At 61.8% G+C, this 22842-nt stretch carries 20 protein-coding genes; 10 read left to right on the forward strand and 10 right to left on the reverse strand.

All coding sequences use genetic code 11. The annotated features are described in order from the left end of the window. Position 1 precedes the first annotated feature (1 nt). Both VW35_RS10980 and VW35_RS10985 read right to left on the reverse strand, forming a co-directional pair. Complete coding sequence (locus VW35_RS10980; RefSeq protein ID WP_046143118.1) at positions 2 to 1006, reverse strand: ABC transporter permease; 1005 nt, start codon at positions 1004 to 1006, stop codon at positions 2 to 4. Positions 1007 to 1076: 70 nt separating this feature from the next. Beyond that, entirely contained in the window at positions 1077 to 2984 is a 1908-nt protein-coding gene (locus tag VW35_RS10985; RefSeq protein WP_046143119.1) for an ABC transporter substrate-binding protein, read from the reverse strand. Between the two features lie 308 nt (positions 2985 to 3292). Between VW35_RS10985 and VW35_RS10990 the strand changes: the two genes are divergently transcribed. Next, complete coding sequence (locus VW35_RS10990; protein WP_046143120.1) at positions 3293 to 4894, forward strand: GH39 family glycosyl hydrolase; 1602 nt, start codon at positions 3293 to 3295, stop codon at positions 4892 to 4894. Between the two features lie 175 nt (positions 4895 to 5069). Here VW35_RS10990 and VW35_RS10995 read toward each other — a convergent pair whose 3' ends face one another. After that, a complete protein-coding gene (locus VW35_RS10995) occupies positions 5070 to 5729 on the reverse strand; it encodes a GntR family transcriptional regulator (RefSeq protein ID WP_046143121.1) in 660 nt (219 codons plus the stop codon). A 33-nt stretch (positions 5730 to 5762) separates the two neighbouring features. Then, the gene (locus tag VW35_RS11000; RefSeq protein ID WP_046143122.1) at positions 5763 to 6752 is read right to left on the reverse strand and encodes a Gfo/Idh/MocA family protein; all 990 of its coding nucleotides are present in this window, start codon (positions 6750 to 6752) and stop codon (positions 5763 to 5765) included. 215 nt (positions 6753 to 6967) lie between these two features. Here VW35_RS11000 and VW35_RS11005 point away from each other — a divergent pair, with 215 nt between their 5' ends. The 5 genes from VW35_RS11005 to VW35_RS11025 all read left to right on the forward strand — a co-directional run bounded on the left by VW35_RS11005 (position 6968) and on the right by VW35_RS11025 (position 13410). Beyond that, the gene (locus VW35_RS11005; RefSeq protein ID WP_046143328.1) at positions 6968 to 8662 is read left to right on the forward strand and encodes an IlvD/Edd family dehydratase; all 1695 of its coding nucleotides are present in this window, start codon (positions 6968 to 6970) and stop codon (positions 8660 to 8662) included. Next, positions 8655 to 9515 carry an amidohydrolase family protein gene (locus VW35_RS11010; protein ID WP_046143123.1) on the forward strand — a complete coding sequence of 287 codons (861 nt, stop codon included), beginning with the start codon at positions 8655 to 8657 and terminating at the stop codon, positions 9513 to 9515. The genes VW35_RS11005 and VW35_RS11010 overlap by 8 nt, the downstream gene beginning before the upstream one ends. Before the next feature lie 21 nt (positions 9516 to 9536). Then, positions 9537 to 10463 (forward strand): dihydrodipicolinate synthase family protein, encoded by a 927-nt coding sequence (locus VW35_RS11015; RefSeq protein ID WP_046143124.1) that lies wholly within the window; start codon positions 9537 to 9539, stop codon positions 10461 to 10463. Then, complete coding sequence (locus VW35_RS11020; protein WP_046143125.1) at positions 10460 to 11245, forward strand: SDR family oxidoreductase; 786 nt, start codon at positions 10460 to 10462, stop codon at positions 11243 to 11245. Before VW35_RS11015 ends, VW35_RS11020 begins: the two co-directional genes overlap by 4 nt. Before the next feature lie 113 nt (positions 11246 to 11358). Beyond that, entirely contained in the window at positions 11359 to 13410 is a 2052-nt protein-coding gene (locus VW35_RS11025; RefSeq protein WP_046143126.1) for a methyl-accepting chemotaxis protein, read from the forward strand. A 122-nt stretch (positions 13411 to 13532) separates the two neighbouring features. Here the strand turns inward: VW35_RS11025 and VW35_RS11030 are convergent, their stop codons facing one another. Further along, positions 13533 to 14231, reverse strand: a complete 699-nt coding sequence (locus VW35_RS11030) for a phosphatase PAP2 family protein (protein WP_046143127.1) — start codon at positions 14229 to 14231, stop codon at positions 13533 to 13535. A 201-nt stretch (positions 14232 to 14432) separates the two neighbouring features. Here VW35_RS11030 and VW35_RS11035 point away from each other — a divergent pair, with 201 nt between their 5' ends. The 4 genes from VW35_RS11035 (at position 14433) to VW35_RS11050 (ending at position 18367) form a co-directional block, all read left to right on the forward strand. Beyond that, a complete protein-coding gene (locus VW35_RS11035; RefSeq protein ID WP_046143128.1) occupies positions 14433 to 14699 on the forward strand; it encodes a DUF6894 family protein in 267 nt (88 codons plus the stop codon). Positions 14700 to 14778: 79 nt separating this feature from the next. Then, the gene (crtY, locus tag VW35_RS11040) at positions 14779 to 15957 is read left to right on the forward strand and encodes a lycopene beta-cyclase CrtY (RefSeq protein WP_200896890.1); all 1179 of its coding nucleotides are present in this window, start codon (positions 14779 to 14781) and stop codon (positions 15955 to 15957) included. Continuing rightward, positions 15954 to 17447 carry a phytoene desaturase gene (locus tag VW35_RS11045; protein WP_046143129.1) on the forward strand — a complete coding sequence of 498 codons (1494 nt, stop codon included), beginning with the start codon at positions 15954 to 15956 and terminating at the stop codon, positions 17445 to 17447. Before crtY ends, VW35_RS11045 begins: the two co-directional genes overlap by 4 nt. Further along, entirely contained in the window at positions 17444 to 18367 is a 924-nt protein-coding gene (locus VW35_RS11050; RefSeq protein WP_046143130.1) for a phytoene/squalene synthase family protein, read from the forward strand. Before VW35_RS11045 ends, VW35_RS11050 begins: the two co-directional genes overlap by 4 nt. Here VW35_RS11050 and VW35_RS11055 read toward each other — a convergent pair whose 3' ends face one another. The 5 genes from VW35_RS11055 to VW35_RS11075 are packed head-to-tail and all read right to left on the reverse strand — an operon-like array spanning position 18368 to position 22760. Then, positions 18368 to 18901: a sterol desaturase family protein gene (locus VW35_RS11055; protein ID WP_046143131.1), complete on the reverse strand. Its 534-nt coding sequence runs from the start codon at positions 18899 to 18901 to the stop codon at positions 18368 to 18370. 5 nt (positions 18902 to 18906) lie between these two features. Beyond that, positions 18907 to 19647, reverse strand: coding sequence for a fatty acid desaturase (locus VW35_RS11060; protein WP_200896891.1), 741 nt, complete (start codon positions 19645 to 19647; stop codon positions 18907 to 18909). 31 nt (positions 19648 to 19678) lie between these two features. Further along, positions 19679 to 20881, reverse strand: a complete 1203-nt coding sequence (locus VW35_RS11065; RefSeq protein WP_046143133.1) for an ABC transporter permease — start codon at positions 20879 to 20881, stop codon at positions 19679 to 19681. Further along, positions 20878 to 21834 carry an ABC transporter ATP-binding protein gene (locus VW35_RS11070; protein WP_046143134.1) on the reverse strand — a complete coding sequence of 319 codons (957 nt, stop codon included), beginning with the start codon at positions 21832 to 21834 and terminating at the stop codon, positions 20878 to 20880. Before VW35_RS11070 ends, VW35_RS11065 begins: the two co-directional genes overlap by 4 nt. Then, on the reverse strand, positions 21834 to 22760 hold the full coding sequence (locus tag VW35_RS11075; protein WP_046143135.1) for a polyprenyl synthetase family protein: 927 nt from the start codon (positions 22758 to 22760) through the stop codon (positions 21834 to 21836). The genes VW35_RS11070 and VW35_RS11075 overlap by 1 nt, the downstream gene beginning before the upstream one ends. Positions 22761 to 22842: the final 82 nt, after the last annotated feature.

Raw genomic sequence — 22842 nt, forward strand, 5'->3', positions numbered from 1 at the left:
GTCAGCCGAGCCTCACGCGGGGGTCGATGAGGGGATAGAGAAGGTCGATGATGAGGACGGCGACGGCTACGGCGACGATCGAAATGGTGGTCACGCCCAGGACCAGCGAATAATCGCCGCGATAGATGCCTTGAATGAGCAGCCGCCCGACGCCGGGATAATTATAGACGAACTCGGTGATGACGGCGCCGCCGAAGACGCCGCCGAGGCTGAGCGCCAGGCCCGTCAATTGAGGCAGGAGCGCATTGCGCGCCACATATTGGGAAAAGATCTTGCCCGAGGAGACGCCGGCGAGTTCGGCATAAACGACATGATCGTCGGTGACGATATTGGAGGCGAGCGAGCGCATGGAGATGAACCAGCTGCCGATGCCACCCAGCACCAGCGTCAGCGCCGGCAGCGTGCCGTGGAGGATCAGCGAGCGGATATAGTCGAAGGAAAAGCTCGGGGGCAGGTTCATCTGCGCCCCGCCCGAAATTGGCAGGATGGGCCAGATGAAGCCGAACAGCAGCAACAGGACGAGGCCGATGATATAGGCTGGCACCGGATGGAGCGCCATGACCAGCGCCCCCGAAAGCTTGAGCAGCATGTTCGAGCGATAATAGCCTGCAAGCGCGCCGAGGAGATTGCCGAGGCACCAGCTGATGATCAGCGCCTGGAGGAGCAGGCCCACCGTCCAGGGCAGCGCCGCCATGATCAGCGACATCACCGGGGTCGGGAAGGAGGAGAGCGACGGGCCGAAGTCGCCCACGATGATCCGGCTCCAGAAGTTGATGTATTGCTCGAAAAGCGAGCCTTGGAGGCCATAGAGTTCGGCCAGCGCCTCGCGCATCAGCTCGACGGCGCGCGGATCGGTGGCGCCGAAACTCGTCATCAGCGAGACCGATTGCTCGACCGGATCGACGGGCGACAGCTTGGTGATGAGGAAGGTCAGCGAGATGCCGAGAAACAGCACCAGGAAGAACTGGAACAAGCGCTGCGCGAGATATTTTGAAAAGCCGTCCATCTGCCTGAGCTACTCTCGGAGTGAAAAAGCCGGGAGCGGGCGGAGCTGACGCCCCGCCCACCGGGAGGGACTATTGCGCGGCGGGAGCGCTTGGATTGGCTTCCAGCGCTACGATCATGTAGCGCAGGTTGCTCCAGAAGGGACCCGAAGCGGCATAGGGGTTGGCCGCGCTTGGGTAACCGGTCCAGTAGGTGGTGTCGAACGGGGCGAACTTGTTGTAGGCCATCAAGGGAATGAACGGCATCTCTTCGACGGCGAGCTTGAGATAGTCCATGCCCAGCTGAACGACTTCGGGCGAGTCGAAGCTGACCTTGCGGTTGGCTTCGATCAGCGCGTCGAGCCGTTCATCCGTCCAGCGCTGCAGGTTGCGCGGCGGCTGGATCTCACCAAGTGGCTTGATGAAATCAGAATGGTAGCTTTCGAGGAAGAAGCTGAGGTCGGGATGTCCGCCCCAGGTTTCGACCGTCCAGCCGATAGCGACCTGGAAATCACCCGGTCCGAGGCGCTGGCCCCAGGTCGGGCCGGCGACGTCTATGGTGGTCTGGATGCCTTCCATCGACCACTGCTGGGCAATGATGGTGCCGGCGCGCGCCAGCGTCGGGATGTTGTCGCCCTCAACCATCAGCTTGATGGTGAACGGGGTGCCATCGGGCTTCATCCACTGGTTGCCGTTCTTGGTAAAACCCGCCTTCTGCAGCAATTCCGTTGCAGCCTGCAGGTCCTGCTTCCACCAGCCAAAGCCGAACATGCGCTTTAATTGCTCAGGATCGCTCGGAATCTGGTCGCCCCATTGCGGCCGGACGAGCGCTGCCACCTGTTCGGCAACTGTCGGATCATAGGGCGTGATCTGGCGCGTGCCGGTGTCGAGCGTAAAGCTCGTCAGCCAGTCCTGCATCGGCTCGTAATAGTCGGTGATCGACGTGCCAGTCGGCGGGGTCGAGAGCGCCGCAAGGTTGGCTGCACCGCGGTAGGAGCCCATAGCGACGGCGCGAATGTCGATCATCAGCGCCAGTGCCCAGCGGACATCCTTGTTCTCAAAGGGTGCCACCTGGTGGTTGAACAGCACCGATGGCAGCGTCGGATCGGGGTGGGCAAACGGAAAACCATCGAACCAGTAGGCCGTCGTATCGGCCGCGTCGCGGGCGATGGTGAACATGCCCTCGGGCGCAATGTCGTTGATCACGTCGAGATTGTGGTTCATCTGTTCGATGACGCGGGCGTCGGGGTTACCGGCATTGCGATAAACCACATATTTGACCTCTGGCGCCTCGGTCAGGCCCATGCCGATCGAGGTGCGCTGCCAGTCGTCGCGCAGCTTCCAGATGGCCCAATTGCCGGCCTTGTCATAGCTATGGAGCACATAGGCCGAAAGTGAGACCGGTGGATTGGCCGAATAGGCCAGCGGGTCCTCGACCTTTTCGAACACGTGCTTGGGCATGATCCAAGCGGCATTCCAGCGCACGGTGAAGAGCGTATGGAAACGCGAATTCGGTTCTTTGAGATTAAAGACCACAGTATTGCGGTCCGGTACCTCGACGCTTTCGACGTTGACGGTGAACGGCGCGCTCCACCCCATGCCGGGATGAGCGATCTGCGTATCGACGGTATATTTGACGTCGTCGGCGGTGAATTCGACGCCGTCGCTCCAGAAGATCCCTTCCTTGAGCTTGACGGTCATCTGGGTGAAATCGTCATTATATTGCGGCTTGTCGGCCGCCAGCGCATTGGTCCAGGCCGCGTCGCCCGTGCCTTCGGGGTTGATCCACCAGAGCGTATCGGCCGAGAGCTGCTGGTTGCCATTGGTGGTCGAACCACCGCCCGGCGCCCAGAGATTGAACCACTCGGCATTCTGCGCCGCCGGCCCCTGGATGATCAGCGCCTCGTTGCGGGGAATGCCCGCAATAAAATCCTGGGCAACCGCCGGCACCGCCATCGCGGCGATGGCAAGCGCGGCTGCAGCCAGCCTCTTGATAAGCATGGTCGTTCCTCCTGATGCCCGCCGAAGCGGACAGCGACCTCGCTGAACCCGAACGGTTCGGCTTATCGCCTCCCTCGTCTCGACACGGCGCCGCACGCAGTCCTCCCGCGGCCCGGCCTTGCATCTTTATTGACAATTTTTCCGGCTAGGGCAACAGGATTATCGACAAAAACAGTGCCGATAGCCTGCGTGACGGCGCTTTTTCGCTAAAATACCCTGATCGTCCGTCAGTATTATTGACAAAGATCATGATGCCGATAGCATGCGACCCATGCAATCAATGCACCAAAAAGGGTGGGAGATCTCAGATGACAGCGACTTATGACGTCCGCATCGACGTGGATGCTGGCGCGAGCCGCGGCGCTTATCGGCCATTGTGGAACTGGTGGGGCTATGACGAGCCCAACTATACGGACACCGCCAATGGCAAGAAGCTGCTACGGGAATTCACCGAACTGAGCCCCGAGCCGCCCCGCATCCGCACCCACAATCTTCTGACATCGGGCGATGGCAAATATGCCCTCAAATGGGGTTCGACCAACGCCTATACCGAAGACGCGAACGGCAACCCGGTCTACGACTGGACAATCATGGACGGCATTTTCGACGCCTATGTCGAAGCCGGCAATATTCCGCTGATCCAGATCGGCTTCACTCCCGAAGCCCTCTCCGCCGATACCGGCCCCTACCGCCATTCCTGGGCGCTCAATGACGCCTATGCCAAGATCACCACTGGCTGGGCCTCCCCGCCGAAAGACCTGAAAAAGTGGGGCGATCTCATCCACGCCTGGGCCCGCCACCTCGCCGATCGCTATGGCGAAGAAAAAGTCCGCGCCTGGCCGTGGGAAGTCTGGAACGAGCCCGATGGCGCCTATTGGAAAGGCACCGTCCGCGAATTCTTTGACATGTATGTCGTCTCCGCGAAGGCCGTGAAATCAGCCATACCCGGCGCCCGCGTCGGTGGCCCGCACACCTGCGGCGCCTTCAACAACCCCAAGGCCCAGGCGTTCCTCCGCGAATTCCTCGGCTATGTCGTCGCCGAAAACGCCCCGATCGATTTCATCGCCTTCCATGCCAAGGGCAATCCGGTGATCTGGAAAGACCATGTCCGCATGGGCCTTCACAAGCAGCTGCGCGATATCGAGGCAAACCTTGCCATCGTCAACGAATTCCCGACCCTAAGACATCTGCCCACGGTCATCGGCGAATCCGACCCCGAAGGCTGCGCCGCCTGCTCGGCTCGCGTCCATCCGCAAAACGGCTATCGCAACGGGCCCCTTTATGGCGCCTATATCGTCGAAAGCATGATCCGCACCTATGAACTCAGCCAGCGCGCCGGCATCGAGATCGAAGGCGCCGTCACATGGGCCTTCCTCTTCGAAGACCAGCCATGGTTCGACGGTTTTCGCGATATGGCGACCAATGGCGTCGACAAGGCCGTGCTCAACGGCTTCCGCATGCTCGGCAAATTGAAGGGCGAGTGGGTCGAGGCCAAATCCGACCACGCCATCGACATCCAGCAGATCATGGAGCACGGCATCCGCGATCAGCCCGACGTCAACGCTGTCGCAACCCGCGACGACATGGGCGTCTCGATCCTTGTCTGGAATTATCACGATGACGACGTCGAAGACGGCGCCGCCAATGTGACGGTCACCATCGACCATCTCAAGCCGGGCAGCCACAAGCTGACCCACTACCGGATGGATAAGGACCACTCCAATTCCTTCGGCGTCTGGAAAGCCATGGGTTCTCCCCAGACGGTCACGGGCGAAGACTACAAGAAACTCGAAGCCTCGGGCCAATTGGCCGTCCTCGAAACTGACACGGTCGACGCCTCGAACGGCTCCGCGACCCTGACGACTCACCTGCCGCGCCAAGGCGTCTCGCTACTGCGCATCGATTACTGATGCGCACGCACCCCGCCGAGACCTCCCAAGGGGCGGGGTGCTTCTCACACTCCAAACCGGACTCACGCCACCCGTGGTGTCATCCGCGTGACAGCAGGGATCTGTGTTTCGAGCACCAGAAGAGATTTCCGCTTCCGCGGGAATGACACCGCGGCCGGATCAACGGCCGCAGCAACTACCCAGCATCCACCAGCCCGATATAGCGCCGTTTCGACGGCTGCAGATGATCCACGCACAACTGCGCGAGCAGCCAATTATCCCGCCCACCCAGCATGTCGATCATCAGCCGGTGCTGACTATGAGAAATATCGAGCGCGGCGCGGTCGGCCATCGAGTTGGCGCGCACCGGCAGGCTGTAGCGCATATAGAGTTCGATTGTCTGGACGAGATACTTGTTGCCGCAGGCCCCGAAAAGCTTGAGGTGAAAGCGGTCATTGGTCTCGTGCACGCCGCGGAGAAACCCAGATTCGATGTGCTCGCCGTGCTCGCGATGGATATCGAGCAGTTCATCGATCAGCGCCTGCGGCGCTGGGAGCGGGATCATCAGCGCGGCCTGCCGCTGCACCAGTTCGCGTACTTCGTAGATCTGGCGCACTTCGTCCGGGGTCAGGGTGCGCACCATGGCGCCCTTGTTCCGCTCGCGCACGACGATGCCCATCTGCTCGAGCTGCACAAGGGCCTGCCGCACGAAATGCCGGGTTACGGGAAAGCGCGAGAGGAGCGAATCCTCGGTCAGCCGGGCGCCTGGCGCCAGCCGGCCGAAAATGATGTCCTCTTCGAGCGCGCGGGCAATGCCTTCGTGGTCGAGATCGCTGTGGTCGATGGTGTCAGCCATGAAAAGCCCCGGAGCCGGTTCTCCTGCCTTCTATCAGATAGTGCCGGCCGGTTTAAATCCACTCACGCGATAGGCGGCTTCCACGAGGCGCAGCGTTTCGAGATTGTCGATGGCGCTTGTTTCAAACGGTTGGCCATCGCGCAGCCGCGCCACGAAGTGGGCGATCGCCCCATCATAGGCGGCCTGATAGCTCGTGCCGGCATCGAATTTTGTTTCGCGCGGGTCCGGCCCGAAGAGGCGCAATATCGTGCCATCAAGATGCACCGTTCCTTTGGAGCCAAAGATCCACAATTGGTCCGCCGGCGCTGGCGGCGCACCATGCACCGCCAGATTGCCGGAGACGATGAGCGGCACGCCATCGGTGCGGCGGGTGAGCCCGAGGATAGCGCTGTCTTCGCCCCGGATTTCATCATTGCTGCGGTTGAGCCGCGCGGCATGAAGGTCGAATTCGCCGAGCAGCGCGCGCAGCGTGTCGAGGTGATGGATGAGCACTTCCATCACCAGCAGTCTTTGTTCGACGCGAAAGAACGGCTGCCGCACGAGCGCCGGGCGCTGGTCATCACTGCCGGGGATCATGCCGCTCGAATGAAAATCGAGCCGGACCGAGACGATCTCGCCTACGACGTCCTCGGCCAGCCATTCGCGCAATTGCCGATAATAGGGCCGGAACCGCCAGTTCTCGTGCACCATCAGCCGCACGCTATTGCCCACCTCTCCGACCAAAGCCTCTGCCTCTTCAAGGTCGACGCCGAGCGGCTTCTGGCACAGCATCGGCAGCCCGCCGGCTGCGCCCATCCGCACATTGGCGGCGTGAAACTGGCGCGGCGTCGCGATATCGAGCGCATCGAGCTTTTCGTGGGCCAGCATGGCGTCAAGGCTCGCATGGCGCCCGCTGATCCCGAACTGGTCGGCCCGCGCATGCAGCGCCTTGGCATCGGGGTCGCAGAGGGCCACTACCTCGACATCCTCGAGCGCCGCCCAGCCCGGCAGGTGATATTGCGTAACCCAACCTGCCCCCACCATTCCAACGCGCACTTCATGCCTCTTGTCAATAATTTACATCGAACCGCTTTCGCCCAGATTATTGGCGATGGGCCTGATTTGGCTGACTTTAAGCGCATTCGAGCCTACCGCCTAGGCATTTCTCGCACTTTACAGCCCCATATTATTGACAATAATTCAAATGGCTGTAGGAATGACCTCAAGGTGCCGCGCCCTTCGCGGCTGGGAGGATAATGGTGACGCGCGGGCTTCGCAGACGTTTGACGAGCTATGGCGACCAGGATTTTTCCCTGTTTCTCCGCAAGGCTTTCATCAAGGCCATGGGCTATTCCGACGATGCGCTCGATCGCCCCATTGTCGGCATCGCCAATACCTATTCCGACTATAATCCCTGCCATGGCAACGTCCCGCAGCTCATCGAAGCGGCCAAGCGCGGCGTCATGCTGGCCGGTGGCATGCCCATGGTTTTTCCGACCATGTCCATCCATGAAAGCTTTGCTGCACCCACCTCGATGTTCCTGCGCAATCTCATGGCCATGGAAACCGAGGAAATGGTGCGGGCCCAGCCCATGGATTCGGTCATCCTGATCGGGGGCTGCGACAAGACAATTCCAGCCCAGGTCATGGCTGCCGCCTCGAGCGAAGTGCCTGCCATCATCCTGCCCACCGGCCCGATGGATACCGGCAATCATCGCGGCGAACGTCTTGGCGCCTGCACCGATTGCCGCCGGCTTTGGGCGCAGTTTCGTGCCGATACCATCGACGAAGCCGAAATCGGCGAGATCAATGGGCGCCTCGCCAGTTCGGTCGGCACCTGCACCGTCATGGGCACGGCATCGACCATGGCAGCGCTCGTTGAAGCCATGGGCCTTGCGCTGCCCATGTCCGGCTCTGCCCCCGCCACCTCATCCGAGCGGTTCCGTCTTGCCGAAGAAACCGGCCGCGCTGCCGTCGCGATGACCGAAACGAGCCTCACCACGGCCGAGGTTCTGACGCCTCAAGCGCTCCGCAATGGCCTCGTAACGCTCCAGGCTCTCGGTGGCTCCACCAATGCCGTCGTCCATCTCGCCGCGATCTACGGGCGCCTGGGCAAAAAGCTCGACATGGCCGAGTTCGACCGGATCGGCCAGCAGGTCCCGGTGCTTGTCGACCTCAAGCCATCAGGCAGCGGCTATATGGGCGAATTCCACGCCGCTGGCGGCGTGCCGCGCCTTCTTTCGGAATTGACCGATCTTCTTGACCTCTCCGCCCCCCGCGCCTTCGGCGGCATTTTGGGAGACGCCGTCAACCATCTGCCCTCGCGCCACGAAGAGCAGATCATCCGGCCGCGGGACAACCCGATTTCCGCTTCCGGCGCCATCGCCGTTCTCTCCGGCAACCTTGCCCCGCGCGGCGCGGTGATAAAACATTCGGCTGCCGATCCGGAACTGCAGGTCCATGAAGGGCGCGCCGTCGTCTTCAATTCGGTCCAGGATATGACCGAGCGTCTCGAAGACCCGACCATCGCCGCCGACGACGTCCTCGTTCTCCGCAATGCCGGCCCCAAGGGCGCGCCCGGCATGCCCGAAGCCGGCTATATCCCCATTCCGCGTCATCTCGCCCGCCAGGGGGTGAAAGACATGGTGCGCCTTTCCGACGCCCGCATGAGCGGCACTGCCTTCGGTACCGTCGTCTTGCACATCACCCCCGAATCCGCCGATGGCGGCCCGCTCGCAGCTGTCCGCACCGGCGATCGCATCCGCCTCGACGTTCCGCGCCGTCGCCTCGATCTGCTGGTCGACGCCGCCGAACTCGATGCCCGCATGGCCGCCCTGCCGCCGCCCCGCGTATCGCCGCCCCGCGGCTATGCCCAGCTCTATGATCGACACGTCACCCAGGCCGATGACGGTCTCGATTTCGATTTCCTGATGGCCGCCCAAGACAATGGCTGACGTCCTCGACGCCCCGCTCTGCCTGCCGCCGCGTCCGCTGCGCAATCCGGGCAATCTGCACCTGCCGCAAAACACCTGCGACGCCCACTTCCATGTTTTTGCCCGCGAAGCGCCGTTGGCAAGTCCGCGAAGCTATACGCCGCAGATGCTGACGGTGGACAACTGGCTCGCCCTCGCCGACACCTTTGGGGTCGCCCGCGGCGTTCTCGTGCAGCCCAGCGTCTATGGCCTCGACAATCGCGTTCTCCTCACCGCCCTTGCCGGCCATGGCGAGCGCCTCCGCGGCATTGTCGTTATCCCACCCGACACCAACGATGCCGAACTCCGTCGCCTTGATAGGCTCGGTGTCCGCGGCGTCCGGTTCAACCTCCGCAATAAATCCGGCATCGGCTTTGATGCCTTTGTCGACCTCGCCCCCCGCATCCGCGCCCTCGGTTGGCACGCCCAGTTCCAGGTCGGCCCCGAAGCCATTGCCGCCGTCGCCGAATTGACCGCGCGACATGATATCGCCGGGGTCATCGATCACCTTGCCTTCATCCCGCTCGATCGGCCCGGCGATGCATTGAGCGATCTCACCCGCGCCCTCGAAACCGGCCGGATCTATGTCAAGGTTTCAGCGCCATATCGCCTCGCCGATGCGCCAGGTCACCATTTTTACAGGTCTTGCGTCTCGATGCTAACGGAATGCTGCCCGAACCGCGTCCTTTGGGGTTCGGACTGGCCGCATACCGAACTCTTCGCATCGGTCCCCGAAGACGATGATCTCGTCGCGCTCAGCCTTGCGGCCATCCCTGCCGATCATCACAGCGCCGTCTTTGCCGGCAATGCTGAAACCCTCTATTTTTCGCACTGAAACGCTATCCGGAGCTGTCTCATGCCCCTTCTTACCGAAGCTGCCAAAGGCGTCTATGTCATTGCTGTTACACCATTTTTGGAGAATGGCGACGTCGATTGGACAAGCGTTGACCGCATGGTCGACTTCTATGAGGAAAAGGGCGTCACCGGTCTCACCATCCTCGGCCAGCTCGGGGAGGCGCCAAAACTCACCTCCGAGGAATCCAAGGAAATCGCCCGCCGCGTCATTGCCCGGGCCAAGGTTCCCGTCGTCGTCGGCGTCACTGCTCCCGGTCTCGCCCCGATGCGCGAACTCGCTGATTCCGTTATGGAAATGGGCGCCGCCGGCGTCATGGTCGCCCCGCCATGGACCACCAAAACCGACGACCAGGCCTATGGTTTTTACGCCTCGGTCGGCGACGCCCTCGGCAAGACGCCGTGGGTCCTTCAGGACTATCCCCTGACAACCAATGTTACCATCGCACCAAAGGTCATCGACCGAATCATCAAAGACGTCCCCACCTGCGTCATGCTCAAGCATGAAGATTGGCCGGGCCTTTCCAAGATCACCGCCCTTCGCGCGTCGAGCGAGAAGGGCGAAACGCGAAGGATCTCAATCCTTTGCGGTAATGGCGGACTGTTCCTGCCCGAGGAGATGGCCCGCGGTGCCGATGGCGCCATGACCGGTTTTTGCTATCCGGAAATGATGGTCGGCGTCGTCGAAAACTACGCCAAGGGCGATATCGATCGCGCCCACGATATCTTTGACGCCTACCTTCCCCTTGCGCGCTATGAGCAGCAGCAGGGGATTGGTCTTGCCTCGCGAAAATACGTGCTTGCCAAGCGCGGCGTCATTTCCTCTGGCGCGCTGCGCAAACCTGGTGCAAGTCTTTCAAAACTCGACATAATCGATGTCGAACGCCTGCTCGCCCGGCAGGCCAAACGCCTCGCGGAGATCGGCGCATGAAACTCGGATTGGAAGGCAAGCGCGCGGTCGTCCTCGGCGCCAGCAAAGGCCTTGGCGCCGCAACGGCCATCGCCCTTGCCAATGAAGGCGCCCATGTCATCGGCGGGGCCCGCTCGGTCGACGCCATCGCAGCCCTTGACGGCAAGGTCGACAAAACTCTCGGCGGCACGATAAGCGCGCTGTCGCTCGATCTTGCCGATACCGCCTCGGTCGATGCCTTCGTTGCCGCGCTGCTCAAAGACGGCGGCGCCGATATCCTGATCAACAATTCTGGCGGACCCCCACCGGGCGAAGCAGCCAGCTTGCCCGTCTCGGACTATACCAAGGCGTTCGGCACCATGATCGCGCCCCTGATGAGCATCACCCAGGCGCTATTGCCGGGCATGCGCGCCCGCAAGTGGGGCCGGATCATCACCCTGACATCGTCCGGCGTCGAGTCCCCGATCCCGCGTCTTGCTATTTCCAATGCGCTGCGCCAATCGCTCGTGGGCTGGAGCAAGACCCTTGCCGCCGAGGTTGCCGCAGACAACGTCACTGTCAATGTCGTCGTTCAGGGCCGCATCCACACCGAACGAATCGACGAACTCGACGCGGCCAATGCCAAGCGGCTGCAAAAGTCGGTGGAGGAGGTCCGGACCCAGTCGATCGCCACCATCCCGGCAGGTCGCTATGGGCGGCCCGAAGAACTTGCCGATGTCGTCGCCTTTCTCGCCAGCGAGCGCGCCTCCTATATCGTGGGCAGTCTCGTCCGCATCGACGGCGGCATGATCAGGAGTATTTGAAGCGCCAAGCGCTTCGGCGGCCGGCCGCCAGGAGCAATCGATTAACCATGTCGGCGTACACCTCGTAGAAATACGGAGGCAGAGGTGCCTCCGTATCCTCTCCAGGTGTTTTTATGTCATTGCCTGCTCTCAAGCTTGGAGCCAAGCTCGCCTTGGCGTCCGTTATTGGCATCGTCGTCGTCGCTGGAATGGTTGCCGCCACGATCGTGGGGACTAACCTGACCAAGGAGGCGGATGCCTTCCAGGAGCGACAGCTCGAAATACGTCGCCTCATGCTCAATGCCAGCATCGCCTTGCGCGATGTGCAAATCGTTGGCGCCAATTTGCGCAACGCCTCGACCCCTGCCGATATCGAGGCAGCAACGGCCGCCGAGGCCAGCGCCAGCGAGCGTCTCGTCACCTTCGTGACCGACGCGCGCGGTCTGATGACCAAGCCGGAAAATCTCGCCAAGTCGGCAACCGTGCTCGAAAGCCTCACCCAATACGCCACCCAGCTCGATGCACTGGCTGATAATCGAAAGGCCGCCATCGCGGCGCAGGGGACCCCTGCCACTATCGGACTCGGCGAACAGCTGACCGAGATCGAGGCGGGCATGGGGACGCTGACCGACACCATGATGCGCCTCACCGAGGAGGTAACGCAGGCCGCAACGACGCTCTCGATAGAAGCCAATACGGCTGCGGACGAGCGGCGCGACCTGACGACGCTCGTCAACGAAATAATGGGCGCGCTGGCGGTCCTGGTCCTGATCGCGGCTGCCATCTTCGGGAGCCGCTCGGTGGCCCGGCCGATCGCCAGGATCACCGAAAGGATGACTGGCCTTGCCGGTGGGGACCTGACGAGCGACATTCCCTTTGCGGGCCGCCGTGACGAGATCGGCGACATGGCCAAGGCCGTTGCCGTATTCCGGGACAATGGCGAGCGCGTCGCCGCGCTCGGCGCCGAGGAAGCCGAAAGGGCCCGCCACGCCGCGGCACGCGCGCAAACCATGGATCGCTTCCAGGCCGAATTCGACGAAGTGGTGCGCGGCGCAGTCGATGGCGATTTTTCGCGGCGCATCCAAAGCCGGTTCGACGATGCCGACATTGCGCGGATCGCCGCCAATTTCAACGGCATGGTCGAAACCATCGAAACGGCCTTCACCGAATCGGGACAGGTGCTCTCGGCCCTTGCGCGCACCGACCTCACCCAGCGCATCACCGGCTCTTATCGCGGCGCGCTTGATCGGCTCAAGACCGACACCAATGCGGTTGCCGATAATCTGACGAGCGTCATGGGTCAGCTGCGCGAAACCTCGCGGGCACTTAAATCGGCGACGGGCGAAATCCTCGCCGGCGCCAACGACCTTTCCGAGCGCACCACCAAGCAGGCGGCGGCGATCGAACAAACCTCGGCCTCGATCGAACAGCTCTCGAGCACGGTGGTCGACAACGCCAAGCGCGCCGAGGATGCGGCGGCTTCCACCATGGCTTCGGCCCAGCTGGCAAGCGATGGCGGCAGGGTCATGCAGCTTGCGACCGGCGCAATGGAGCGGATCACCACCTCGTCGGGCAAGATTTCCTCGATCATCGGAATGATCGACGACATTGCCTTCCAGACCAACCTCCTCGCCCTCAACGCTTCGGTCGAAGCGGCGCGTGCGGGGGAGGCGGGCAAGGGTTTTGCCGTGGTGGCCGTCGAAGTTCGCCGGCTTGCCCAATCGGCGGCGGAAGCCTCGTCCGAGGTCAAGGCGCTGATCGAACAGTCCGCGAGCGAAGTGGGCGAAGGCAGCCGGCTCGTTGCCAATGCGGCCGCCAAACTCAAGCTGATCCTTGATGCCGTCGAGACCAATTCAGCGCTCATGCGCTCAATCGCCGGCGCCAGCAAGGAACAGTCTTCCGCCATCGCCGAAGTCTCCGTTGCGGTGCGGCAGATGGATGAGATGACCCAGCATAATGCGGCGCTGGTAGAAGAAACCAACGCCGCCATCGAGCAGACCGAGGCCCGCGCCAGTGATCTCGATCGGATCGTCGATCAGTTCCGCATCGCGGATCTTGGCCACGGCGAACGCTCCGCGCCGCGAGCCAATCCAGTCAAGACCCTGCAGCAAAAGGCTACGTCCGCCGCCCGAGCCTTCGTCCGCCACGGCAGTGCCGCGCTCAAGGATGACTGGAGCGCGTTCTAGTCTCGGCCTTTGCGGCCAGCAGAAGCGACGCCCTCCAAGACTGGACGGCGCCGCTTTTCGTTAGGCCTAGGCTGGCGGCCAACACAGCGCCAAGTCAATCACGTTCCAGGAATATGCTCCGCTCAGCTGATCGCCGGATGCTGGCCCTTGTCGAAGCTGCCCTTTCGCTTCAGGGCATCGCCGATGACGAAGCAGCCAAGCGCCCAGGCCGCCCCGAGACACCAGCCACCGATGACGTCGGTGGGGTAATGGACGCCCAGATAGAGCCGGGTGATGCCGACGATGAAGGTGATGAAGGCGGCCGCCGCAAAGTAGAAAATGCGCATCGATGGCGATCGCGTCGTGCCCGAAAGAATGGCGCCGATGGTGAGATAAGTTACGGCCGAGGTCAGCGAATGGCCCGACGGAAAGCTTGCGGTAAACACCTCGGTCACGGCGGTCAGGTCCGGGCGGGGCCGGTCGAAAAGCGTCTTGAGAACCGTGCTGACAATAGCGCCGCCCACAACCGAGATGACGACGAGCAGCGCTGTCGACCGCCGCCCGACGAGAATCAATTGCAGCACCACCAGGCTCACGAGAATGGTGAGGACGCTATAGGAGCCGAGCGCTGTGATGTCGCGAACCGCTTCGGGAAGCCAGCCCGGTCCGATCGGCTCAAGCGGGTTCCCCGGCACACGAAAGGCGAGCAGCACGGCCTTGTCGAAATCGCTGGTCTCGCCTTCGGCTACATCTTCGGCGACGAGCCCGAAAGCGCCAACAAGGAGCGCAACGAAGCCAAGCCCGATATAGGTCCGTTTGCGTGCCCGGCTGATCGCGATCATTTCACCCTCATGACATTGCCTGGCGCAGGATTTTTCCCGCGCGTTTTGGCCAAAGTGTTCTAGCAACACTGGCCAAGGATGGAAGTTGCCTTGTGCGCGGCGGCAAATCGCCGCTTGGTTCTCGGGCAATCACGTCGTGTTTCCCCTCGGGAACCGGGGTGAGTCCGGCTTCGTTAGGCCATCCGCCAAGGAGGTGCCGCCATGCCACGGTTCTTTTTCAATCATCGCAGTCAAGACAATCAGAACGAAGTCGATATCGAGGGCCTGAAACTTACCTCGCTTCATGAGGCGATCGAAGAGGCCGCCTTTGCCGCCAAGGGTGCGGTAGCGCTGGCCGAGGAGCCGGTCAGCGGCGAATTCATGATCGAGGACGAAGGCCGGGTGCTTTTGGCGCGCGTGCCTTATGTTGCCCGCGTGGAGGGTGAAGCCGAAACCCCAGCCGAGCCCGACCTGCCGAAATCCTCTTGAAACGCGGCACTATGCCCCTCTACGCCGGCTGAAAATATCGTTAGCATGGCGCGGCCTAGTCACGAAAACGAGTGCCGCTTTGCCAGCTGATATCGAAAGACCGCTCGTTTGCGCAGGAGCGGGTCTTGCAAGCGCCTTGATTGCGGCACGGCTCACCCGGCTGCATCCTGAGCAGAAAATCATTCTTCTTGAAGGATCGTCAGAGCCATTCGGCGAACATACCTGGTCGTTCCACCTGGCCGATGTGAACGAGGCGGATCTTGAGTGGCTGGCGCCGCTGATCGCGCATCGCTGGACCGGGCAAGCGGTTCGCTTTCAAAAGCTCAGACGCCATCTCGGATCGGGCTATGCAAGCTTGACATCGGCCTCGGTGGCATCAGCGATCGCGGCGATGGCAAATGTCGAGGTCGTGGCCGGCGCAAAGGTCAGGGACCTTGCACCTGAAAGCGTCACGCTTGCCGATGGCCGGAGCATTGCTGCAGCCGCCGTCATCGATACGCGCGGCTATACCCCGAGCGATGCCCTGGTTCTGGGCTACCAGAAATTCGTCGGTCTCGAAGTCGAGCTCGAAGAGCCCCATGGGCTGTCCGACCCGGTGATCATGGATGCTTCGGTGGACCAGCGCGATGGCTATCGCTTCATTTACCTTCTTCCCTTTTCCCCGACCCGCGTGCTCATCGAAGACACGCGCTACTCCGATGGCGAGGCGCTCGACCTTCAGGCTCTCGCCGGCGATATCGCCCGTTATGCCGAAGCGCAGGGCTGGTCGATCCGCCAGGTCGTTCGGGAGGAAAATGGCGTCTTGCCGATTGCGCTCGCCCATGATTTCGAGCGCTTCTGGGCCGATAAGCCGGTCGATATCCCGCAGGCCGGCATGCGGGCAGGGCTCTTTCATCCCACAACCGGCTATAGCCTGCCTGAAGCCGTACGCATCGCCAACCTCGTTGCCGGAAACTGGCCCGCTTCAAGCGTCACGCTGGCCCGCGCCATCCGCGACCATGCCAGGATGCGCCACCGGGAGCAGGGCTTTTACCGGCTGCTCAATCGGATGCTTTTCCGCGCTGCCGCGCCCGAGCGACGGCACCTCGTCCTGCAGCGGTTCTATAAATTGCCGCAACCAGTGATCGAAAGGTTCTATGCCGGACGTAGTACACTCGGCGACATCGCTCGCATCCTTATCGGGAAGCCTCCCGTCCCTATCCAACGTGCCCTTGCCTGCCTCAGGGAAGCGCCATTGCTGAAAGCGAAAAAAGCGTGACCAGCCCACAAAGGACAGCCGCCGTCATCGGCGCCGGCTTCGGCGGACTTGCCCTGGCCATTCGGTTGCAGAGTGCTGGCATCCAGACCTCGCTGTTTGAAAAGCGCGACAAGCCCGGTGGGCGTGCCTATGTCTATTCTGACGATGGCTTTACCTTCGACGCCGGCCCGACGGTCATCACCGATCCCGATTGCCTCGAACAGCTCTGGGCGCTTTCGGGCCGCAAGATTTCCGACTATGTGACGCTCCTGCCGGTCAAGCCATTCTACCAGCTCTGTTGGGAAGACGGCTATCGGTTCGACTATGCCAATGATCAGGACGAGATCGACCGGCAGATCCGCGCCAAGTCGCCTGAAGACGTCGAGGGCTATCACCGGTTCCTGCGCTATTCGGAAGACCTTTATCGCGAAGGCTATGAAAAGCTCGGCACGGTGCCGTTCCTCAATTTCTGGTCGATGATCAAGGCAGCGCCGCAGCTGGTGCGCCTCGAGAGCCATCGCAGCGTCTATTCCAAGGTCAGCCAGTTCATCAAGGACGACCAGCTCCGCCAGGCCTTCAGCTTCCATTCGCTGCTGGTCGGGGGCAATCCGTTCCAGACTTCGTCGATCTATGCCCTGATCCATGCGCTCGAGCGCAAGGGCGGGGTCTGGTTCGCCAAGGGCGGAACAGGCGCGCTGATTGCCGGCATGGTCAAGCTCTTCGAAGATCTGGGTGGAAAAGTTTATCTCAATGCCGAGATCGACCGCATCGAGATCGAGGGCGACCGGGCCAAGGCGCTGGTGCTCAAAAGCGGCGATCGTCACGTCTTTGACCAGATCGCTTCCAATGCCGACGTCGTTCACACCTATAAGCACATGCTGCGCGGAACCGCGCGGGGTGAAGCCAACGCCAAATCCCTCGAAGCAAAACGCTTTTCGATGTCGCTCTTCGTGGTTTACTTCGGCCTCAAGACCCAGCATCCCGAACTCAAGCACCATATGGTGCTGTTCGGGCCCCGCTATCGCGAGCTGATCTCCGAGATTTTCGGCGCCGATGGCCTTGCGGACGATTTCTCGCTTTATCTGCATGCTCCTTCGGTGACCGACGACAGCCTCGCGCCTCCGGGGTCGAGCGCCTATTATGTGCTTTCTCCCGTCCCTCATCTTGGCACAGCCGATATAGACTGGGACGTGCAGGGTCCCAAATATCGCGACCGGATCCTCAAATATCTCAACGATCGTTATATCCCCGGCCTCCTCGACGATCTCGTCACGGTGCGCCATTTCACCCCGTTCGACTTCCGCAGCGAACTCAATGCGCATCTGGGCTCAGCCTTTTCGGTCGAGCCGATCTTGACCCAGAGCGCCTGGTTCCGTCCGCATAACCGCGACGACGATATTTCCAACCTCTATATCGTCGGGGCCGGCACCCATCCGGGCGCCGGCATTCCCGGTGTCGTCGGCTCGGCCAAGGCCACGGCCGGGTTGATGATCGAGGACGCCAAGGCATGAGCGACGCCGTCGTTGCCAATAGCGAGGTCGCCATCGCCCAGGGCTCGCAAAGTTTTGCCGCCGCGGCAAAACTCTTTGACAAGCAAACGCGCGACGACGCCGTCATGCTCTATGCCTGGTGCCGCCATTGCGACGACGTCGTCGACGGACAGACCCTGGGCCATGCCCAGGAAGCCGATTTCCGCACTGGCCAACAGCAGCGGCTCGATCTTTTGCGCGCCCAAACCGCCTCTGCCCTCGCGGGCGAGGTGACAAGTGACCCGGTCTTTGAAGCCCTGCGGCGCGTCGTCGAGCGCCATCAGATTCCCCCGCGCCATCCGCAGGAACTACTCGCCGGTTTCGAAATGGATGTCGCCGACCGGCATTATGAGACCATCGGAGATACGCTCGAATATTGCTATCACGTGGCCGGTGTCGTCGGCGTCATGATGGCGATGATCATGGGCGTGCGGGACCCAAAGGTGCTCGACCGGGCGTCCGACCTCGGCCTTGCCTTTCAGCTGACCAATATTGCCCGCGACGTCGTCGACGATGCCCGCGTCGGGCGTGTTTATGTGCCAAGAGAAATTCTCAAGCGGCATGGCATTGCGGTGATCGATCCCGAGAACCGGGCGCAATGGCTGGCGCTGCATGCTGCAGCCCTCGAGCTCCTGGATCTTGCCGAAACCTATTATGCCTCGGCCTATCTCGGCATGGCATCACTGCCGCCGCGCTCGGCCTGGGCCATCGGTGCCGCCCGGCGCGTTTATCGCGCAATCGGCGCCAAGCTGCGCCAGGGTGGCCCCTCGGCCTGGGAACAGCGCGTTTCGACCACCAAGGCGGAAAAGATCGGTCTTTTGTCGCTGGCGCTCGGCGATGTCGCTGCGACGCGTTTCGTCAAGCCCGGCAAGCCGCGCACCGGGCTTTGGCAGCGTCCTTGATCAGTGAGCGGCCGGTCTCTGGTCGTCGTCCTTGAGCGCGCTCTGATCGAAGCCATTCTTGTTGCCGTGCAGTTTCTTGACGAGCTTGTCGACAGGCTCGGCATAAACGAAGCCGAAGGAAACGCAGCCATCGCGCCCTTCTACGGCGTGATGCAGGCGGTGGGCCTGGTAGACCCGCTTCAGATAACCCTTGCGCGGGATGTATTTGAACGGCCAGCGCTGGTGCACCAGCCCGTCATGGAAGAAAAAATAGAGAATCCCATAGATCGAAATGCCGATGGCGATCCACCAGACCGGCCAGAAGATGGTCGCGCCGACCCAGAACAGAAAAACCGCGAAGATGCCGAAGATGACGGCATAAAGATCGTTTTCCTCGAGCGCTTCGTCATGGGGCTCATGATGGGACTTGTGCCAGCCCCAGCCCCAGCCATGCATGATGTGCTCATGCGACCAGGCAGCGAACCACTCCATGAAGACCACGGTGCCGAGAACGAGAAGCGTGGGGACGAGATAATAGAGGACGGTATCGATCATCGGTTCTAACTCAAATTCGCACGCAACACCGTCTGGCGATGGGCCGGCAGCTTCCACCACGGCACCCACGGCGCGTCGTGATGCTCATGATGATAGCCGAAATGAAAGCAGGTCAGCAAAGACATCAGCGGCGAAAAGTCGTTGCTGCGCGCACGGTGCCGGTCGGCAAATGGCGTCTCGTCGATCCGGTGCGGCCGATAGGTCCCGAAGTAGAAGAGTTGCAGCGAGGACAGGATGGCCGGCAGCGCCCAGAACACCAGCATGGTGGGAAAGCGCTCCTGAAGAATGATCAGGTAAGCGACGACCGCGACAGTGAGGATGCCGAATTCGCGCCAGCCGAAATAATGGCGGAAGAATTTAAAATACCACGGCCAGAAGCTCGATGAATGCTCGGCGTCGAAATCCGGATCGTCCTCGGTGCCGGCATTGCGATGATGGGCGTGGTGGTTCTCATAGAGTTTTTCATACGAGAACCCGGCATAGACGAAGACGCAAAAGCGGCCGATGGCCTTGTTGAGCCAGGGCAGTTGTGGGGCGAGCGTGCCATGCATGGAATCGTGGGCGATGATGAACATGCCAACGCTCAGCCAGCACTGGAGAATGATGACGAATGGGGCGGCAAGCCAAAGTCCGTCTTGCGTCCAGTCGATGAAGAAGATGGCACTGATGTGAACGGTGACCCAGGCAAGGATGATGAGCGCCGCAAAGACGAGGCCTGTTGCCGTATCTTTAGCGGAAAGTCGCAAATCCCTGCTCGATGTTACCATAATGCTACCCTTAGAGCCGCAAACGCCACCGTGAAACCAGCAGTGCCAGGAGCGCGCCGATGGATCCGAGCGCAATGAGCCATGCCAATTCCGGGATCAGGTCGAGCAAGCCTTCACCGCGCCACAAGACGCCATGATAGGCTTCGATCGTCCAGGCATTGGGCGTAAACCAGCCGATATCCTGCAACCATGGCGGCATCATGAAACGCGGCACCATGGAGCCGCCGATCGCCGAGCAGACCAGGACAACGAAGGTCGAAATCGTCTGCGCCTGCTGCTTGGTGGTGCAGGCGGCCGCAACGGCAAGACCGAGTCCTGCAGCCGCGAAGGCCGCGGCGATCGAGGTCAGAAGCCACAGGCCGAGATGGTTGACGACATCGACGCGATAAACCAGGGCAGCGACCGTAAAGATCAGCGCCACCTGGATAATTCCCTGAAGCGTCAGGAATAAAAACTTGCCGAGCACCACGACGTCGGTCCCCGCCGGGCCGACGGCAACGCGATCGACAATGCCGGAGCTGCGCTCTTCGATCAGCGTTGCCGAACTCTGCATCGCCGAGAACAGGAGAAAGAGGATGGCTACGGCGCCGGCATAATAGGTGACCGAAGCGCCCGAGCCGCCCTGTGGCCCAACGGTCTCGGTCGCCACAAGGTTCGCCTGTCCGCTGGCGTCGGCCCCATTCGCGGCCAGCTGCTCGATCGCTGCGGCAAGACGAGCCGATTGCTCGGGGGTGAAGCCGCCGACGATGGAGCTGATGTCCGGCGCCGTGCGCGACAGCGCAAGATCAGGCATTTCAAGGCCGATCAGGCGCTGAACCTGCCCCGAAAGAATGGCGCCCGCCATGAGTTTTCCGGGATCGACGAAGATGGTGACCGGCGACGTCGTCGTTGCGTTGAGGTCTGCGGCCAACATGACGCCGACATCGGCCTGGCCGCTTTCGACGAGCCGGATCACGGCCTCGGGGCTCGATGCAGTGCCAGGCAGCAGCCGCAATGACGGCTCATCGCGCAATGCCGTTTCGAGGCGCTCGGTCAGCGTAGACGGCGTGGCAACGCCCAGCGCCACCTGCAGGCGCAATTCGTCGCCGCTGGTGCCGGAAAAAATGGCTGCAAAGATCACGAAAATCGTCGGCGGCAGCACGAAGGCCATGGCCAGTGCACCCCGATCGCGCACGAGGCTCAGGGCCATGACGCGCAACATGGCCAAGATCATCCGGCGCTGCCCTCCTTTGCCACGGTTGCGTCACGTGAAAGGTGGACAAAGAGGCTGTCAAGACCGGGCTCACGGAAGCGGACTTCGCGCGTGACAAGACCTGCCCGCTCGAACGCTTCGGAGAGATCGCGTGCCGAGCGCTCGGCATCCCTGCCGATCATCGACCAGCTCAGATTGCCGTTGGACGAGGCAAAGCCACTGGTCTTGAGGGCATTGGCCTGATGCGGTGTCGGATGCTGGCGCAATTCGATGATGATCTCGCGCTGGCCCTTGAAGGTCTCGTCGATCAGCCGGCGCGGATTGCCCTGCGGGGCGATGACGCCATTGCGGAGAAAGCCGACGCGTGCGCAGAGCATTTCGGCCTGGTCGAGATCGTGGGTGGCGAGAAGCACTCCCATGCCGGCATTGCTCAATTCATGGATGACATCATGAAGGCCATTGCGGGCGTCAACATCGACACCCACGGTCGGTTCATCGAGGATGAGCAGGTCCGGTTGGTGCAGGATGGCGGCGGCAATATTGACGCGCCGCTTCCAGCCGCCGGAGAGGATTTCGATCCTGTCGCCGAGCCGCGCCTTGATGTCGGCGGCTTCGCTTGCCCAGGCGATGGCCTTTTCGGTGTCGCTCCGGCTCAAACCCGACAGGCGGCCGAAGACTTCGAGATTTTCGCGCGCCGTTAGGTGAGGATAAAGCGCGATGTCCTGCGGCACGAGGCCGATGCGGCGCAACGTCTGCCGGCTGATCGGCCGACCCATGATGGTGATGGCGCCTTCCGCCGGCGTGATGCGTCCGCAGATGGTGCGGATCAAGGTGGTCTTGCCCGCGCCATTCGGACCCAAAAGCCCGAAAATCTCGCCCTTGGCGATGTCGAGCTCGAGACCGCGTAGCACCTCGCGGCGGCCGTAGCGGATTTTCAATCCCGCTACGCGCAGGGCCGCAGGCGCTTGATTCATCAGGCCACGGCCTTTCGCGTCGCGAAAAGGCGCTGCATCATTTCGCGGATCGGCGCAGCGTTGACGCCGCTGTCGATCAAAGCCTGCTCGGCATGGGCAAGATGCTCCTGGCACGTGAGGTGCGCCTGACTTGCGCCAAAGAGCGATACCAGAGTTGCCTTGTCGCCATCCTTTTGCACATCCTTGCCGGCTTCTCCGGCCGAGCCGTTGCGATCGATCAGATCGTCGGCTGTCTGGAAGGCAACGCCGAAGTGGCGCGCGAAGCGGCGGACGGCATCGACGCGCGGCTCATCGAGACCACGCAGCACGGCACCCATTTCGGCAGCGGCAACGAAAAGCACGCCGGTCTTGAGCCAGTTCAGCTCCTCGATCTTGTCGGCGCTGGTCAATTGATGACGGCCATTGACGTCGATCTCCTGGCCGGCAACGAGGCCATCCCAGCCGATGGCGTCCGAGAGCAGCGTCGAGAGTTTTACCCGCGTTTTTTCGGGCACGCTTTCGAGCTCGGCGATGATGCCAAATGCACGCGTCAGCATGGCGATGGCCGACAAAATCGCCGTGGCCTGGCCGAAAGCGATATGCGTCGTCGGCCGCTGGCGCCGCATTGCCGCGTCGTCCATACAGGGAAGATCATCGAGAATGAGGGAAGCGGTGTGCACCATTTCCACAGCGCAGCCGAGATCGAGCGCGGCATCACGATGGCGGGTTGCCGGGTCGGCAATGAGATAAAGCAGAACCGGCCGGATCCGCTTGCTTTTGCCCAGAAGCGCGTGGCGAATGGCGCCCTGGAGATTATCCGGCACGCCGGGCAGGGTGGTCACGTGAGCCTGCAGACGCTCCTCGACGGCCTCGCGCACTGAAGCAACGTCAGCATAGGAGACGCTGTCGGCAGGCTGGAAGTCGATTGAGGCACTACGCAACGTCATCGATCTGGTCCCGTGGGCGAGTGAACATAAACATTGAACCGAAACGCAGTCCACTGCGTAAACGAACAAGATTGGCAAAGGA

Origin of the sequence: Devosia soli (assembly GCF_000970455.1) — a bacterium.
Taxonomy (GTDB): Bacteria; Pseudomonadota; Alphaproteobacteria; order Rhizobiales; family Devosiaceae; genus Devosia; species Devosia soli.